This is a genomic window from Glutamicibacter sp. BSL13, from assembly GCF_052928425.1.
This window is the reverse complement of record NZ_JAVGCZ010000029.1, coordinates 1-15,963: the sequence shown is the minus strand read 5'-3', so window position 1 is coordinate 15,963 and position 15,963 is coordinate 1. Positions and strand designations below refer to the sequence as shown.

Annotated in this window: 14 protein-coding genes; 7 read left to right on the top strand and 7 right to left on the bottom strand. The window is 67.5% G+C overall.

The features are described 5' to 3' along the window. Positions 1-62: 62 nt before the first annotated feature. The 4 genes from RCJ92_RS07480 to RCJ92_RS07465 form a co-directional block, all read right to left on the bottom strand. Positions 63-308 carry a hypothetical protein gene (locus RCJ92_RS07480; RefSeq protein ID WP_138175343.1) on the bottom strand — a complete coding sequence of 82 codons (246 nt, stop codon included), beginning with the start codon at positions 306-308 and terminating at the stop codon, positions 63-65. Positions 309-342: 34 nt separating this feature from the next. Continuing rightward, positions 343-1,029: a deoxyribose-phosphate aldolase gene (gene deoC / locus RCJ92_RS07475; protein ID WP_138925762.1), complete on the bottom strand. Its 687-nt coding sequence runs from the start codon at positions 1,027-1,029 to the stop codon at positions 343-345. A gap of 103 nt (positions 1,030-1,132) precedes the next feature. Further along, entirely contained in the window at positions 1,133-2,866 is a 1,734-nt protein-coding gene (locus RCJ92_RS07470) for a phospho-sugar mutase (protein WP_446754232.1), read from the bottom strand. A 42-nt stretch (positions 2,867-2,908) separates the two neighbouring features. Next, positions 2,909-3,718, bottom strand: coding sequence for a purine-nucleoside phosphorylase (locus tag RCJ92_RS07465; RefSeq protein WP_446754221.1), 810 nt, complete (start codon positions 3,716-3,718; stop codon positions 2,909-2,911). A gap of 99 nt (positions 3,719-3,817) precedes the next feature. Here RCJ92_RS07465 and RCJ92_RS07460 point away from each other — a divergent pair, with 99 nt between their 5' ends. The 3 genes from RCJ92_RS07460 to RCJ92_RS07450 all read left to right on the top strand — a co-directional run bounded on the left by RCJ92_RS07460 (position 3,818) and on the right by RCJ92_RS07450 (position 7,505). Next, positions 3,818-5,230, top strand: a complete 1,413-nt coding sequence (locus RCJ92_RS07460) for an NAD(P)H-quinone dehydrogenase (protein ID WP_446754220.1) — start codon at positions 3,818-3,820, stop codon at positions 5,228-5,230. A gap of 200 nt (positions 5,231-5,430) precedes the next feature. Further along, on the top strand, positions 5,431-5,853 hold the full coding sequence (locus RCJ92_RS07455) for a GNAT family N-acetyltransferase (RefSeq protein ID WP_446754219.1): 423 nt from the start codon (positions 5,431-5,433) through the stop codon (positions 5,851-5,853). Positions 5,854-6,116: 263 nt separating this feature from the next. After that, a complete protein-coding gene (locus tag RCJ92_RS07450; RefSeq protein WP_446754218.1) occupies positions 6,117-7,505 on the top strand; it encodes an MFS transporter in 1,389 nt (462 codons plus the stop codon). Between the two features lie 538 nt (positions 7,506-8,043). On the opposite strand, the gene RCJ92_RS07445 is transcribed toward RCJ92_RS07450, so the two are convergent. After that, positions 8,044-9,819, bottom strand: a complete 1,776-nt coding sequence (locus RCJ92_RS07445; RefSeq protein ID WP_446754217.1) for an acetyl/propionyl/methylcrotonyl-CoA carboxylase subunit alpha — start codon at positions 9,817-9,819, stop codon at positions 8,044-8,046. Between the two features lie 297 nt (positions 9,820-10,116). On the opposite strand from RCJ92_RS07445, the gene RCJ92_RS07440 reads away from it, so the two are divergent. Genes RCJ92_RS07440 through RCJ92_RS07430 form a run of 3 tightly spaced genes read left to right on the top strand, consistent with a single transcriptional unit; the run spans position 10,117 to position 13,682 of the window. Further along, complete coding sequence (locus RCJ92_RS07440) at positions 10,117-12,660, top strand: molybdopterin oxidoreductase family protein (RefSeq protein ID WP_446754216.1); 2,544 nt, start codon at positions 10,117-10,119, stop codon at positions 12,658-12,660. After that, positions 12,657-13,118 (top strand): hypothetical protein, encoded by a 462-nt coding sequence (locus tag RCJ92_RS07435; protein ID WP_138175329.1) that lies wholly within the window; start codon positions 12,657-12,659, stop codon positions 13,116-13,118. Before RCJ92_RS07440 ends, RCJ92_RS07435 begins: the two co-directional genes overlap by 4 nt. A 27-nt stretch (positions 13,119-13,145) precedes the next feature. Next, entirely contained in the window at positions 13,146-13,682 is a 537-nt protein-coding gene (locus tag RCJ92_RS07430) for an HPP family protein (protein WP_138175327.1), read from the top strand. A gap of 14 nt (positions 13,683-13,696) precedes the next feature. On the opposite strand, the gene RCJ92_RS07425 is transcribed toward RCJ92_RS07430, so the two are convergent. Beyond that, positions 13,697-14,125 carry a hypothetical protein gene (locus tag RCJ92_RS07425; protein ID WP_446754215.1) on the bottom strand — a complete coding sequence of 143 codons (429 nt, stop codon included), beginning with the start codon at positions 14,123-14,125 and terminating at the stop codon, positions 13,697-13,699. Between the two features lie 158 nt (positions 14,126-14,283). Between RCJ92_RS07425 and RCJ92_RS07420 the strand changes: the two genes are divergently transcribed. Then, entirely contained in the window at positions 14,284-15,105 is an 822-nt protein-coding gene (locus tag RCJ92_RS07420; protein ID WP_175419313.1) for an esterase/lipase family protein, read from the top strand. A 72-nt stretch (positions 15,106-15,177) separates the two neighbouring features. Here RCJ92_RS07420 and RCJ92_RS07415 read toward each other — a convergent pair whose 3' ends face one another. Then, positions 15,178-15,828: a Maf family protein gene (locus RCJ92_RS07415; protein WP_446754214.1), complete on the bottom strand. Its 651-nt coding sequence runs from the start codon at positions 15,826-15,828 to the stop codon at positions 15,178-15,180. Positions 15,829-15,963 lie beyond the last annotated feature (135 nt).

The window sequence follows — 15,963 nt, the reverse complement described above, 5'->3', positions numbered from 1 at the left end:
GATGGATCCGTGCGGATCCATCCACCTTTTTGCCGGTGCGGTGACTAACGTCGCGGCAGGTCTTAGTCGTTCTGGTGCATGGTGACTTCGGCCGAGTCGGCGCGCCCCATCAGGTGCATCGGAATGGCGAAGCCCAGGGAGACCAGGGCGAAGCACAGGATCGAGGGGATCCAGGCGTTGTCCAGCGACCAGAACGACAGGGCGTAGATGCCACCGGCGAACATGACGAAGAAGATCACAAAGCTGATGACGTTGCCAACCAGGCGACCCTCGCCGGAGTGGGAGACGTTCTTGTCGTTCGAGTACACTATTTCTCCTTGTGGAACGAAAACCTGCGGCCGGTTAGTAGCCGGTCCCGCCTTGTCCTCCCTCTAGGATAGCAACTCCTGAGCTGGACCCAAGACGGGTGGCGCCGGCGGCGATCATGGCCCGCGCGGTTTCCAAGGTGCGCACCCCGCCGGAGGCCTTGACGCCCATCTGTTCGCCCACGGTGCGGCGCATCAGCTCCACATCCTCCACGGTGGCCCCGCCGGTGGAGAAGCCAGTGGAGGTCTTCACGAAGTCGGCGCCCGCGGACTTGGCGGAGGTGCAGGCCAGCACCTTGGCCGACTCGTCCAGCAGGGCGGTTTCAATGATGACCTTCAAGATCGCCCCGCCCTCATGCACTGCCTGGGCGACCGCGAAGATGTCGTTGACCAGCGCGTCCCCATCCCCGCGCAGCGCGGCGGCCACGTCGATGACCATGTCAATCTCGTTCGCGCCGTCGGAGATCGCCTGCTTGGCCTCAAACACCTTGGTTTCGGTGGTGCTGGCCCCCAACGGGAAGCCGATGACCGAGCAGGTGAGCACGTCACTGCCGGCCAGCTCACGGGCAACGGTGGAAACCCACAGCGGGTTCACGCACACCGACTTGAAGTGGTACTGCTTGGCCTCGGTACAGATCTGCACGATCTGCTCCCGGGAGGCGTTCTGCGCCAGCAGCGTGTGGTCGATGTACCCGGCAATGTCCTGGGCGGAAAGTTCGGTCATGATCATCCTTGCCAATCGTTGGGGCTGGGGTCCAAGGACCGCAGCCGAACACTAAAAGCGAACTGTGAAATCGTGGGGTCCCTTCAGGACCTGCGGGTGGGGGCTAGCTATCGGCGAAAAATTCGGCGAGTTCGGCCTTGATGGCCACGCACTCGGCGGTAGCCTGCTCACGCAGTGCGCCCACCGGGACTCCTGGTTCCACCGACACGATGGTCTCGATGTAGCACTTGAGTTTCGGTTCGGTGCCGGAGGGACGGATGATGACCCGGGCCCGGTTGGCGGTGTGCAGCACCACCGCATCGGTGGCCGGCAGCTGCGCGCCTGCGCGGGCCAGGTCCACCACCTCGCTGACCGGTGCCCCGGCCAGGGTGCGCGGGGCGTGCGTGCGCACCCGCTGCATCAGCACGGGGATCCGCGACAGGTCGGTGAAGCGCAGTGAGAGCTGGTCGGTGACATGCACGCCGTGGGCCGCGGCCAGTTCCTCCAGGCGCCGGGCCAGGCTCGAACCGGCGGCCTTCAGCTCGCTGGCCAGTTCGGCCAGCACCAGCCCGGCCGATATCCCGTCCTTGTCCCGCACCAGTTCCGGGGCCACGCAGTAGCCCAGGGCCTCCTCGTAGCCGAAGCCCAGGTGTGGAACCCGGGAGATCCACTTGAAACCGGTCAGCGTCTGGGCATGTGGGCGTCCGGCGGCGGCCGCGATCGAGCCCAGCATCCGGGAGGAAACAATCGAGTTGGCCAGCACCGCGCCCTCGGGCAGGCGCGGTGCCAGGTAGTCGCCCAGCAGCCATCCCACCTCGTCCCCGCGCAGCATCCGCCATCCGTACTCGGTGTGCACCGCAGCGGCGCAGCGGTCCGCGTCCGGGTCGTTGGCGATCACCAGGTCCGCCTCCAGCCGCTGGGCCAGCTGCAGGGACAGGTCGATGGCCCCGGGCTCCTCAGGGTTCGGGAACGCGACGGTGGGGAACTGCGGGTCCGGTTCGGCCTGCTCCGGCACCTGGTGCACGTCGCTGAAGCCGGCCCCGGCCAGGGCCTGGGCCATGGTGTGCCCGCCCACCCCGTGCATCGCACTGACCACGATGCGCAGCTGTTCGCGGGCGGCCGGGTGTTGTGCGCCGGCCTCCGGGATCACCTTGGCAATCGCCTTCAGGTAACGGGCCTCAATGTCCCCCGGCTGCCCGGCGGCGGGCAGCACCTGCCAGCCGGAGGGGGCCAGCAGGATGTCATCGACCGGCTGGTCGTGGTCAATCAGGGCGGCAATTTCCGCGTCGATCGGGGCGACGATCTGGGCGCCGCGCCCATGCTCGTCGCTGACCCGCCCGCCAACGTAGACCTTGTATCCGTTGTCCTGGGGCGGGTTGTGGCTGGCGGTGACCATCACCCCGGCCTCGGCGCCCAGCTCGCGTACCGCCCAGGCCAGCACGGGGGTGGGCAGCGGGGACGGCATCAGGTGCACGTCGAATCCGGCGGCGGTGAAGATCGCCGCCGAATCCAGGGCGAACTGGTGCGAATTGTGGCGGGCGTCAAAGCCCACCACCACGCTCGGGGTGTAGGCGCGCTGGGCGCGGTGGGCCAGGAAGCGGGCGATCCCGGCGGCGGTGCGGCGCACGACCACGCGGTTCATCCGCATCGGCCCGGCCCCCAGCTCGGCCCGCAGCCCGGCCGTGCCAAAGGCCAGATTGGCGCTGAAGCGCTCGGTCAAATCCTGTAGCGCATCGGCCTGGCCGGCCTGGGCGCCCTGGATTAGCGAGGCCAGCTCGGCCTGGGTCTGCGGGTCGGGGTCACTTGCCGCCCAGGCCTGGGCCCGGGCGAGCAGCTGTGCGTTGCCGGTGCTGTCGATCAACTGTGTGCCTACCTTTGCTGGGGGCGTGAAACGCCGTGACTAGAAGCGGGAGATGATCTCGGCCAACAGCTTGGAGATCCGCGGCCCGGCCGCCTGCCCGGCTTCGATGACCTCTTCGTGGCTCAGGGCCATGTCGCTGATCCCGGCGGCCAGGTTGGTCACCAGGGAAATGCCGAAGACCTCCATCCCGGCATGGCGGGCGGCAATGGCCTCCAGGGCGGTGGACATGCCCACCAGGTTCGCCCCAATCACCTTGGCGTACTGCACCTCGGCCGGGGTTTCGTAGTGCGGGCCGGTGAACTGGGCGTACACGCCCTCATCCAGGCTCGGGTCCACCTCGCGCGCGATTCGGCGCAGGCGCGAGGAGTACAGGTCGGTCAGGTCCACGAACGTGGCCCCCTCCAGCGGGGAGGCGGCGGTGAGGTTGATGTGGTCCGAGATCAGCACCGGGGTGCCCGGGGCCCAGTTCGGGTTCAGCCCGCCGCAGCCGTTGGTCAACACCAGCTGGGTGCAGCCGGCGGCCGCCGCTGTGCGGATCGGGTGCACCACCGCGCGCACCCCGCGCCCCTCATAGAAGTGGGAGCGCGCCCCCAGCACCAGCACCCGCTTGCCGTCCCGGGTGAGGATCGAGGAAATGTGGCCCTTGTGCCCGGGCACCGCCGGGGCGTGGAAACCGGGAATGGTGGCCGCGTCCAGGGTGTGGGTGGTCTCGCCGATCAGTTCGGCGGCCTGGCCCCACCCGGAGCCGAGGACCACGGCCAAATCGTGCTTGGCAACGCCGGTGGCCTCGGCGATCGCCCCGGCCGCTTCCTGGGCCAGGGCACTGGGATCAATATCAAAAGTAGTCACGGCAATACGCTACCGCCCGGTATGCGTTTTTGTCAGTTGAACCCGGCCCGCGCGGGCGCGCACCGGGCGAATGTGCACGCGCTGGCCCAATAAGAGACAATGGGGTGCGTGAGCACAGAACGCAGGAATGAAGCAACCAGACTAGTAATCATCGGCGGCGGGCCGGGCGGCTACGAGGCGGCCATCGGCGCGGCCCAACTGGGCGCCAACGTAACCATCGTGGAACGTGCCGGCATGGGCGGTTCGGCGGTGCTGACCGACGTGGTGCCCTCCAAGACCCTGATCGCCACCGCCGACGTGGTGCGCCGGGCCAAGCACTCCTCCAGCTTCGGGGTGAAGATCGAGGGGCTGGACGACGCCGAAACCGACTTCGCGGTGGTCAACCACCGGCTGCTGGACCTGGCCAAGGAGCAGTCCGCGGACATCCGCAACGGCCTGGAGCGGGCCGGGGTGCGCATCCTGATCGGGGAGGGGCGTCTGCTGGACGCCCACACCGTGGAGGTCACCGGCACCGACGGCAGCCTCCAGAAGCTGGACGCCGACGCGGTGCTGCTGGCCACCGGCGCCCACCCGCGCGAACTGCCCACCGCCAAGCCCGATGGTGAGCGGATCTTCAACTGGACCCAGATCTATAACATGAATGACGTGCCCGAGCACCTGATCGTCATCGGTTCGGGCGTCACCGGCGCCGAGTTCGCCAGCGCCTACAACCTGCTGGGCGCCAAAGTCACCCTGGTGTCCTCCCGCGACCGGGTCCTGCCCGGTGAGGACGCCGACGCCGCCGGGGTGCTGGAGGACGTGTTCAAGCGCAACGGCCTGAACGTGGTCTCCCAGGCCCGTGCCGAAGCCGTCACCCGCCAGGGCGACAAGGTGCTGGTCACCCTCGCCGACGGGCGCGTGCTGGAAGGCAGCCACTGCCTGGTCGCCGTGGGCTCGATCCCGAACACCAAGGGCCTGGGCCTGGAGGAGGCCGGGGTGCAGCTGACCGATTCGGGGCACATCCGGGTCGACGGGGTTTCGCGCACCACCGCCAACAACGTGTACGCGGCCGGGGACTGCACCGGGGTGTTCAACCTGGCCTCGGTCTCGGCCATGCAGGGACGCATCGCCGTGGCCCACCTGCTGGGCGACTCGGTCAAGCCGATCAACCTGGACCTGGTCTCCTCGAACATCTTCACCTCCCCGGAAATCGCGACCGTTGGTGTCTCCCAGCGCGCCGTGGCCGAGGGCAAGTACCAGGCGAACATCGTCAAGGTTGACCTGGCCACCAACGCCCGAGCCAAGATGATGAACATGGAGGAGGGGTTCGTCAAGATCGTCTCCCGCAAGGGCTCTGGCACCGTGATCGGCGGCGTGGTGGTTGCCCCGCGCGCCAGTGAACTGATCTACTCGCTGGCCCTGGCCGTGCAGAACAACCTACATGTGGATGACGTGGCCGAGACCTTCACCGTCTACCCGTCACTGGCCGGGTCGCTGGCCGAGGCGGCCCGCCGCCTGCACCGGCACATGTAACCCTCAATTCTGTGTTCGCCCCGTGGCGGGCTGGCGTTGCCCCGGTTGGGCCGCCAGCCCGCCACGGATCGTTAACCGAAGCCCCGTGCCGCGGCGCCGTCAGTTGCCGCCGCGGACAAGCGGGCCCGGCCCGGAGGGTAGGCTACAACCAGGCCCGGCAGGCGTCGGTTCGGAAGCAAGTTTTAGGTGGTGGAGCGCCCGTGTATCGGCTGCAGAGTCTGGATGGCCCGCGGAGTGTGCGCGATGAGGTCGTGGCGCTTTATGATGCCGTGGGCTGGGGGGCCTACACCGATCAGCCGGACATACTGCTGCAGGCGCTTGCCGCGAGCCTGCACACCGTGACGGCGTGGGACCAAACGCGGTTGGTCGGCCTGGCCCGCGTGGTCGGGGACGGACAAACGATCTGCTATCTGCAAGATGTGCTGGTGCATCCGGATCACCAGCGCCGCGGTCTGGGGCGGCGTCTGGTCCTTGAGGTGCTGCGGCCTTATGCGCGGGTGCGCCAAACGGTTCTGCTCACCGACGCGGATCCGGCGCTGGCCTCCTTCTATCGCGCACTGGGGTTTCACCGGGCCGAGGAGAATCCCGGGGCGCCATTGGAGTGCTTTGTCTCGCTGCGCTAAACCGCCTCAATGCGTCGCTGAGCCTTCCGCGGCCCCGTTTCCCTGCCTGCCGCCGGCCGTGGCTCCTTTCCTACCTCTTCCCAGTGGCGGATCTAGTGGTTATTCTCTGTAGCACGTTGCTCGAATCCGGCCACGACCAGCATTTGAGAGCACCAGCGTAAACATTGTCCAAATAATGGACACAAAATCCGCTATGTGGACTTGGCGCAGTAAGCTGGATCCATACATTTTTCGCTTTTCGCACCTTTGAAGGAGACGCCTCCATGTCTCAGGCAAGCCAGGTAGCGGTCCCGAAACAGAACACGCGCGGACGCGTGCTCTTTGCTTCGATGATCGGCACCACCATCGAGTTCTTCGACTTCTACGCGTACGCTACCGCGTCCGTCCTGGTCTTCCCGGCCCTGTTCTTCCCGAACGCAACCACCATCAACGCGATCCTCTCCTCGTTCGCAATCTTCGGTGTGGCCTTCCTGGCCCGTCCGCTGGGCTCAATTGTCTTCGGGCACTACGGCGACAAGCTGGGACGCAAGGGCACGCTGGTCGCCTCGCTGATGACCATGGGGATTGCTACCTTCCTGATCGGCTTCCTGCCCCCGGCCCAGGGCGGCTGGGTGGTGCTGGCTCCGCTGGCGTTGGTGCTGCTGCGTTTTGCCCAGGGCCTGGCCCTGGGTGGCGAATGGTCCGGCGCAGCCCTGCTGGCCACCGAAAACGCCCCGAAGAACAAGCGCGCCGTGTACGGCACCTTCCCGCAGCTGGGCGCTCCGGTCGGCTTCATCATCGCCAACCTGATGTTCGTTGCATTGCAGACCTGGCTGAGTCCCGAGGCGTTTTTGGCCTGGGGCTGGCGCGTACCGTTCTGGTTCTCCCTGGTCATGGTCATCGTGGGCCTGTGGGTGCGCCTGAAGCTGGTTGAATCCACCTCGTTCATGAAGGTCGTGGAACAGAAGAAGGTGGTCAAGTCCCCGTTCAGCGTCACCATGAAGCGGCACTGGCGTCCGGTGCTGGCCGGAACATTCATCATGTTCGCCACCTACGTGCTGTTCTACCTGATGACCTCCTTCACGCTTACCTACGGCACCGCGGCCGCCACCCCGGAGCAGGCGCAGGCCGCCGCCGAAGCCGCCGGCAAGAGCTTTGATCCGGCCTCCTTCGTGCCGGGCCTGGGCATCGCCCGCCCCGAGTTCCTGACGATGCTGATCATCGGGGTGGTCTTCTTCGGCATCTTCACCGTCGCCTCCGGCCCGCTGGCCGAGAAGTACGGACGTCGCAAGTTCCTGATCTACGTCACCGTGGGCATCCTGGTCTTCGGCGCCGCCTGGACCCTGTTCTTCGGACCGGGCAAGGGTGCGGCCATGGCCGGGCTGATCGTGGGGTTCACCCTGATGGGCCTGACCTTCGGGCCGATGGCGGCCTACCTGCCCGAGCTCTTCCCCTCCAATGTGCGCTACACCGGTTCGGCAGTCGCCTACAACCTGTCCTCGGTGATCGGTGCCGCCCCGGCTTCGTTTGTGGCCATTGCCCTGTGGAATGCCGGGGAGGGCAGCACCGTCGGGGTGGGCGTCTACCTGGCCATTGCGGCAGTCGCGACCCTGATCGCACTGCTGATGACCCGTGACACCCGCGACGTGGACATCGAGAACTACGTCGATTAAACACCCTCAGCGACCAGCGGACGGGAACCGTGTAGCCGGTCAGCTCAAACAGACAATGGTGCGGTGCACCCCCAACAACCTCGGGGGCTGCGCCGCACCATTGCCACGTCAACGGACCATTTCCGCCCGGGTTTTTCGCCACCAGCCGCTGCCGCTAGGGTCCTAGCGACAACAGCTGGGAATGAAATTCCTGAAAGCAGACCAGGTGGGGCCCCGGCCTACGTGGTCGCCGCCGGGGGTGCGGCGCTTGATAACGGAGTCAGTGATGCGCCCGCGTTTGGACTCGAGTTCCATTTGGGCGAGAGGCCGGCCAAGAGGGTGAAGACGATGGGTCTCAGGGGTGTTTGGGTATAGGCGTCGCCGCCGCCGAAGTTCAAGGCGCATAACGCGGATTGTGGCCCCTGGTTGCGTTCTACGCGAGATCGGGCCGCCTGAGCGGCCACCGCCGGTTCGGGACGCCCGACACCGGGGCGGCGCCAAAGCGGCGGCCGGGTTCGTGCCTCATGCACCAACCCGGCCGCCGCCCAAAAACCCGAGGCTATTCGGAGTCGTTGATCGAGGCGATCACGGCCCCGGCCGAAAGGGTCTCACCCGGGGTGACCTTCAGCCCGCTGACCACGCCATCGCGGTGCGCGGTGATCGGCTGCTCCATCTTCATGGCCTCCAACACCACGATCAGGTCCCCGGCGGTCACCGGGTCCCCGTCGTTCACCGCAACCTTCACGATGGTTCCCTGCATCGGGGAGAGCAGCTCGGTGCTGTTCCCGGCCCCGGCGGCCCCGCCCTTGCGGGTGCCCTTGCGCTTCTTCTTGCCGTTCTTGGCCGCGGCGCCATCGGTGACGCTGCCCAGCGACGCCGGCAGGGTCACCTCCAGGCGCTTGCCCCCGACCTCCACGGTCACGCTGGTGCGTTCGTCCGCTTCCTCGCTGTCCACCACGCCGGCCGCGAACGGCTCGATCGGGGTGTTGAACTCGGTCTCGATCCAGCGGGTGTGCACCGAGAACGCGCCGGTTTCGGGCACGAACGCCGGGTCGCTCATCACCGCACGGTGGAAGGGCAGCACCGTGGCCATCCCCTCGATCTGGAACTCCTCCAGGGCGCGGCGGGCACGGGCGGCGGCAACCTCACGGGTGGAACCGGTGACAATCAGCTTGGAGATCATCGAGTCGAAGTTGCCCGAGACGCTCTCCCCGGCCTCGATGCCCGAATCCAGGCGGACACCCGGACCGGCCGGCAGGGTCATGGAGGTGATGGTGCCGGGGGTGGGGATGAAGCCGCGTCCGGCGTCCTCCCCGTTGATCCGGAACTCGAAGGAGTGCCCGCGGATCTCGGGATCGCCATAGCCCAGCTGCTCGCCGCGGGCCAGGCGGAACTGCTCGCGCACCAGGTCCAGGCCGGTGACTTCCTCGGAGACCGGATGCTCAACCTGCAGGCGGGTGTTGACCTCCAGGAAGGAGATCACCCCATCCTGGCCGACCAGGAATTCGCAGGTGCCGGCACCCACGTAGCCGGCCTCCTTCAGGATCGCCTTGGAGGAATCGTACAGGCGCTGGACCTGCTCCCCGCTCAAGAACGGGGCCGGGGCCTCCTCAACCAGCTTCTGGTTGCGCCGCTGCAGCGAGCAGTCGCGGGTGGAGACGACCACCACGTTGCCCTCGGCGTCGGCCAGGCACTGGGTCTCCACGTGGCGTGGGGCGTCCAGGAAACGTTCGATGAAGCATTCGCCGCGGCCAAACGCGGCGGTCGCCTCACGCACCGCCGAGTCGTAGAGCTCGCCGATGCTTTCGCGCTCACGCACCACCTTGATGCCGCGCCCGCCGCCACCGTAGGCGGCCTTGATGGCCAGCGGCAGCCCGAACTCATCGGCGAAGGCATAGACCTCCTCGGCCGAGGCGACCGGGTCCTTGGTGCCCGGCACCAGCGGGGCGCCCACCTTCTCGGCGATGTGGCGGGCCTGCACCTTGTCACCCAGCTGTTCGATGGCGGCCGGGGGAGGCCCGATCCAGGTCAGCCCGGCGTCGATGACGGCCTGGGCGAACTCGGCGTTCTCGGCCAGGAACCCGTAGCCCGGGTGCACGGCATCCGCGCCGGAGCGCTCGGCCACATCCAGGATCTTCTCGATGCGAAGGTAGGAGTCGCCGGCCGTGGTCCCGCCCAGCGCGTAGGCTTCGTCGGCCAGTCGGACATGCAGGGCGTCGCGGTCCGAATCGGCGTACACGGCAACCGATTCGATGCCCTCGTCACGGGCGGCACGGATGATGCGCACCGCAATCTCGCCACGGTTGGCGATCAACACCTTCGTCAATGGGTTCATTGGTGGGCCTTGTCTTCAAGATTTCTAAAGTCTTCCTAGGGGAGCCTATCGGTTTTGTGGGAACTACATGTAATAACCCGCCTATCCCGGGGTGAACCTCCGAAATTTTTGGAGGGTTCCTACAAAGCCGGTTCGGTGGGGACGGTTTCTAGGAGTCAGCGAAGAATGGTTGCGGCATGAAAATGGGCGTGCCTAGCGTGGCCAGACCATCGGCACCGGCGGCGCAGCACACCGCCACGGTTGGGCCGCGGTCCCGGGCGGGGCAGCCCGGGGGACACTGGCATGGAAGGAACGGCAATGGCTGAACGGGTGAGCGCTGAGCAGGGACACGAGGATTTGGGGAAGGTTGACCGGATCGCCAAAATCTGGGGCACCCGCACCCCGTACGGGCGCGAGGAGCGGTGGCCGGTGCGGGTGGACCAGGTGCTGGCCGAGGGGGTGGAGGAATCCGAGGTTGAGCGCTGGGTGCAGTCCGCGTGCGTGCTGTGCAGCAACGGCTGCGGAATCGACATCGCGGTCAAGGACGGAACCATGGTCGGGGTGCGCGGACGCGCTGCGGACCGGGTCAACCACGGCCGGCTTGGACCCAAGGGGCTGTTCGCCAGCTGGCAGGCCATGAACAGTCCCGACCGGCTCACCACCCCCATGATCCGCCAGGACGGGGAACTGGTTCCCTGCGACTGGGACACCGCCATGGAGCGCATCGTGCAGCGCAGCCGCCACCTGCTGCAGACCAAGGGGCCGCTCAGCCACGGGTTCTACACCAGCGGGCAACTGTTCCTGGAGGAGTACTACGCCCAGGCGATCGTGGGCAAGGCCGGGATCGGCACCCCACACATGGACGGCAATACCCGGCTGTGCACCGCCACCGCCGCCACCGCCTTGAAGGAATCCTTCGGCTCCGACGGGCAGCCCGGAAGCTATCGGGACATTGACGCATGCGATGCGATGTTCCTGTTCGGCCACAACATGGCCGAAACCCAGACCGTGCTCTGGGCCCGGGTGCTGGACCGGCTGGCCGGGCCGGACAAACCCCGGCTGGTGTGCGTGGATCCCCGGGACACCGACGTCGCCCGGCACGCCGAGGTGCACCTGGCGCTGAAGCCGGGGACCAACCTGGCCCTGATGCACGGGCTGGTGCGCGAACTGTTCGTCAACGGCTGGATCGACGAGGACTACATCCGCCGGCACACCATGAACGTGGAGGAACTGCGCTCCACCGTCGAACCGTGGACCCCACAGGAGGTGGCCCGCACCTGCGGGGTCGACGCCCGGGACGTGCGCCGCGCCGCGGAGATCTTTGGCACCAGTGAACGGGTGCTCTCCACCGTGCTGCAGGGCTTCTACCAGTCCTCCCAGGCCACCGCCTCCTCCTGTGCCGTGAACAACCTGCACCTGCTGCGCGGGCTGATTGGCAAACCCGGCAGCGGGATCCTGCAGATGAACGGTCAGCCCACCGCCCAGAACAATCGCGAATGCGGGGCCGACGGGGACCTGTCCGGCTTCCGCAACTGGGAAAACCCGCAGCACGTGCAGGAGTTGGCCCAACTGTGGAACGTGGATCCGGCCACGATCCCGCACTGGGCGCCGCCCACCCACGCCATGCAGATCTTCCGCTACGTGGAGCAGGGCTCCATCCAGTTCCTGTGGGTTTCGGCCACCAACCCGGCCGTGTCACTGCCCGAACTGCCCCGCATCCGCGACATCCTGGCCAGTCGGGGCCTGTTCCTGGTGGTGCAGGACTTGTACCTGACCGAAACCGCGCAGTACGCCGACGTGGTGCTGCCGGCGGCCGGATGGGGTGAGAAAACCGGGACCTTCACCAACGTGGACCGCACGGTGCACCTCTCGCAGAAGGCGGTGGACCCGCCCGGCCAGGCCCGCAGCGACCTGGAGACGTTCATCGACTATTCGCGGCGGATGGGCTTCACCCAACTGGACGGCAGCCCGCTGCTGGACTGGCAGGGGCCCGAGGAGGCGTTCGAAGCCTGGAAGCTGTGCACCCGCGGGCGGCCATGCGACTACAGTGCGTTGAGCTACCAGGCGCTGCGCGGGGGCAGCGGGGTGCCCTGGCCGTGCACCGAACAGCAGCCCGGGGGCACCGAACGGCTGTACACGGATGGGGTGTTCAACACCGACCCGGATTACTGCGAAACCTACGGGCACGACCTGCTTACCGGCGGCACCGTCGGGCCGCAGGCCTACAAGGCGATGAACCCGGCAGGGCGGGCCATCTTCAAGACCGCGCCGTACCATCCCACCCATGAAACCCCGGACACCGGCTACCCGTTCCGCTACACCACCGGGCGCACCGCCTACCACTTCCACACCCGCACCAAGACCGGGCGCAGCCCCCAGCTGAACGCCGCCGCCCCGCAGGCCTGGGTGGAGATCTCCGCGGTGGACGCCGCCACCGGGGGCCTGAACGAGGGCGACATCGTCAGCGTGGAATCCCGCCGCGGACATATCACCGCGGCCCTGCGCATCAGCGATGTGCGCGAGGGGACCATCTTCGCGCCCTTCCACTACGGCTACTGGGATGAGGGCGGCACCCCGGCCACCGAACACCGGGCCGCGAATGAGCTGACCCTGACCGAATGGGACCCGGTCTCCAAGCAGCCGGTACTGAAAAACGCGGCCGTGCGCCTGCGCAAGGTGGCCGACGCAGAGGGCCCCGCCCCGGCCCCCACCACGACCGCCTCCCACCCAACCGCCCACCCCCACCACGCCGCGCGCTCCCGCCGGGTGGTGCCCACCACCGGTGGGCCGGCCGCGCTGGCCAGTGAAGAATTCCCTCCGGCAGCACCGTCGGATGACCCTGCGAGCAAGGAGCAGCCATGAACCTGTCCACCTACCTGAGTCTGCTGGAAAAATCCGAAAGCACCCTGGCCGAGTCCTTCCGCCAGGTCGCCGAAGGGCACGGCCACGAACCGGATGTGCACTTCATCTGCCAGACCCTGGCCAAGCAATGCGACGAGCACCAGCGCGCCCTGCAGCCGATCGTGCAGCGCTACGGGCAGGGCGACGTCGACGACGAACCCGAACGCCTGCACGCCGACGGGCTGAGCGAAACCCGCAAGGGGCCGCTGGGGCTGCTGCGCGATCTGCAGGACCTCTACCTGCTGGCCTCCCTGGTGGACATCACCTGGACCATGGTGAAGCAGGCCGGTCAGGGGCTGCGCGATGAGGAACTGCTCGACGTGGTACGCGCCTGCGAGGAAGAAACCGAAAAACAGCTGAAGTGGCTGAGCACCCGGATGAAGCAGGCCGCCCCGCAGGCGCTGCTGGTCGCCGAGTAAAGCCGCGCGGCCGAGAGAAGGGGACCCATGCCCAAGCAAGCGATGCACGCCCGACTGGCCGAGTCCAAAGGCCGGCTGGGCAGCAGCCTCTACGCGGCCATCCTCTGCCTGCTGGTGCTGGCCGCCAGCGGCGGGATCGGCCTGGCCCTGAAATCACCCTGGCTCTTTCCCAGCCTGGGACCCACGGTGATGCTGTTCTTCGAATCCCCGCAACTGAAATCCGCGCGCCCCGCCAACGCGCTGATCGGGCACCTGGTGGGCCTGGCCGCCGGGGCGGCCTGCCTCTACGGCTTCGGCCTGCAACATCAGGCCGCCACCCCGGTCGGGGGACTGAGCCCCACCCATGTGGCGGCCGGGGCGCTATCGGTCGCGCTGACCACGCTGGTGCTGACCTGGACTAACAAACCACACCCGCCAGCCGGGGCCACCACATTGATCATCAGCCTGGGGATTTTGAGCACCCCGGCCGAACTGCTGTCCATGCTCGGGGCGATCATCTTCATTACCATCCTTGGCTGGGGCCTGAATCTGCTGCTGGGCACCAAGCCTGCGACCGGCAAGTAGCCGGGGTGCCCCAGCTACCTCTCGGCTTGGTGGGCCCGGGGTGGGGAGGCGGTTTTTATCCAGGCCGCCACCCAGCAGGCCTGCACGGCGGCGTCAAGCAGGTAGATCCGGCTGATGCGCCCGCTGCCGCCGTAGCGAAGATCAACGCCGCCGAAGGACAGGGCAGCGCCGATGCCAATCCTGCGCGCCGTGGTCAAGCCTTGGCCCGTGGCGCGCGTGCGCAGCTGCTGGTAGGCCAGCGTAACCGCGAGCCCGCTGACGCACCTGACCAACCAGTCATCGACCTTGGGGCCCAGCACCGCTTCAAAACTCCGGTAGTGCAGCAGCGGCCACACCCCGGTCACCAGCAAGTACAGGCCCTGGGCCCTGGCCAGGGCCCTGCCCGTCCGCGCTGCCGGGCCCGGTGGGGCCGACACCTCGAACCCGGTCTCGTTGCACACCATCCTCTGCTCCCATGTCTCACGCCGTGCCAAAGACCGACACCGTCGAAAGTTCCCTGAGCATAGGCAGCCTTGCTTCCGCAGGCAACACCGAATCGGTGATTCCCAGCAGACCGGCACCCGCGGGGTGCGGCTGAAACGTTCTTTAGTATCGTGAAGGAATGGCTCGATTACTGGACCGGCTGCACGGCGCACTGACCCGGCACGTACCGCTCCAGCTCCCTGCCTGCCTGCATCGGATCCGTGAGCGGGGCGTGGGGCAACTGCGCCGGGGCCAGGGTTGGCTGCTGGACTACCTGTACGCCGGTTACTGGCAGGCCCGCGCTTTCCTGCGCCCGGTGGCCGAGCAGGAGCTGCTCAGTTACTCCGATGCCCAGGCCGCGCCGGTGCTGCTGATCCCGGGCATCTGGGAGACCTGGCAATTCCTGCTCCCGGTCGCCCGGCACCTGCACCAGGCCGGCCATCCGGTGCATGCGGTCAGCGGGATCGGGTACAACCGGGGCACCGTGCCGCAAATGTCCCGCCTGGTTTCGGACTACCTGGCCGAACATGACCTGAACGGGGTGGTCATCGTGGCGCACAGCAAGGGCGGGCTGATCGGCAAGCATGCCATGAGCGCCTCCCCGCACCCCGAGCGGATTGCCAAGATGGTGGCGATCAGCACCCCGTTCTCCGGCTCGGTGTACGCCCGCTTCGCACCGATCCGTTCCCTGCGCGCCTTTTCGCCGCGCAACGCCGGACTGCTGCAGCTGGCCGCGAACCTGGCGGTGAATTCGCGGATCACCTCCATCTACAGTTCCTTTGATCCGCACATCCCCGGCGGCAGCCAGCTTCAGGGGGCCCAGAACATCAAATTGGAGACCATGGGGCATTTCCGGCTGCTCAACGACCCGCGCCTGCTGGAAGCCGTGCGAGAACAGGTGGCCGCCCCGGTGCCGGAGGAAACCTACCTGGGGGTGGAACGGCCCGAGCAGCCGGAATAGGCCCAACACACAATGCCCCGAACGGATCACGCCGTTCGGGGCATTTCATGCTTGAGGGTTCTCAGCGGCCGGCTAGGCCCAGAGTTCGGTGATCGCCACGCCATGCTCGGCCAGCAGCCGGCGCAGCATGCTCACATCAAGGCCAACCACGCTTTGATAGTTGCCCTCGATGGATTCGATGAACGCGGAGGCCAGCCCGTCGATGGTGAACGCACCGGCGCACGGCAACGGTTCGCCGCTGGTTACATACGCCTCGATCTCCGCGTCGCCGACCTGGGCGAAGTGCACCACGGTTGCCGAGCCCAGCCCCACGGACCGGCCCCCGCCGGCGGCAATGAGCCAGTGTCCCGAATGCAGCACCCCGGCGGAGCCGCGCAACTGCTGCCAGCGCTGGCGGGCCACGTCCGCGGTGTGCGGTTTGCCGTAGGCGACCCCGTCGATCTCGAACACCGAATCACAGCCCAGCACCAAGGTGCCGGCCGGGGCCTGGGCCGCAACGTCCTTGGCCTTGGCCTTGGCCAGCAGCAGCGCGGTGGCGGCCGCGTCCTGCGGACCGTGCTGCGCCTCGGCGGCGGCCAGCACGGCGTCCTCGTCCACGGAGGACACCTGGGTGTCAAAGCGGATGCCCGCATCGGTGAGCACCCGGCGCCGGCCGGGGGAGGCCGAGGCCAGCAGCAGGCGCGGGGCCTGCGCGGGGTTCTGGTTCAGGGTCTGTTCGCTCATGCGTTCACGCTTTCGGTGTGGCTTGCCCGGTCGTGGTGGTGTTCGTCGCGTTCCTCCAGCAGGGCGGTGAGCCCCTCGCCCTCGACGTCCACGTTCGGCAGGATCCTATCCAGCCACTTGGGAAGGTACCACGCC

Excerpts from the sequence above, each read along its gene's own strand:
- deoC (WP_138925762.1), bottom strand. The coding sequence starts at position 1,029 with ATGACCGAACTTTCCGCCCAGGACATTGCCGGGTACATCGACCACACG.
- RCJ92_RS07460 (WP_446754220.1), top strand. The coding sequence starts at position 3,818 with ATGGGGTGCGTGAGCACAGAACGCAGGAATGAAGCAACCAGACTAGTA.
- RCJ92_RS07450 (WP_446754218.1), top strand. The coding sequence starts at position 6,117 with ATGTCTCAGGCAAGCCAGGTAGCGGTCCCGAAACAGAACACGCGCGGA.
- RCJ92_RS07445 (WP_446754217.1), bottom strand. The coding sequence starts at position 9,819 with ATGAACCCATTGACGAAGGTGTTGATCGCCAACCGTGGCGAGATTGCG.
- RCJ92_RS07440 (WP_446754216.1), top strand. The coding sequence starts at position 10,117 with ATGGCTGAACGGGTGAGCGCTGAGCAGGGACACGAGGATTTGGGGAAG.
- RCJ92_RS07435 (WP_138175329.1), top strand. The coding sequence starts at position 12,657 with ATGAACCTGTCCACCTACCTGAGTCTGCTGGAAAAATCCGAAAGCACC.
- RCJ92_RS07430 (WP_138175327.1), top strand. The coding sequence starts at position 13,146 with ATGCCCAAGCAAGCGATGCACGCCCGACTGGCCGAGTCCAAAGGCCGG.
- RCJ92_RS07425 (WP_446754215.1), bottom strand. The coding sequence starts at position 14,125 with ATGGTGTGCAACGAGACCGGGTTCGAGGTGTCGGCCCCACCGGGCCCG.
- RCJ92_RS07420 (WP_175419313.1), top strand. The coding sequence starts at position 14,284 with ATGGCTCGATTACTGGACCGGCTGCACGGCGCACTGACCCGGCACGTA.
- RCJ92_RS07415 (WP_446754214.1), bottom strand. The coding sequence starts at position 15,828 with ATGAGCGAACAGACCCTGAACCAGAACCCCGCGCAGGCCCCGCGCCTG.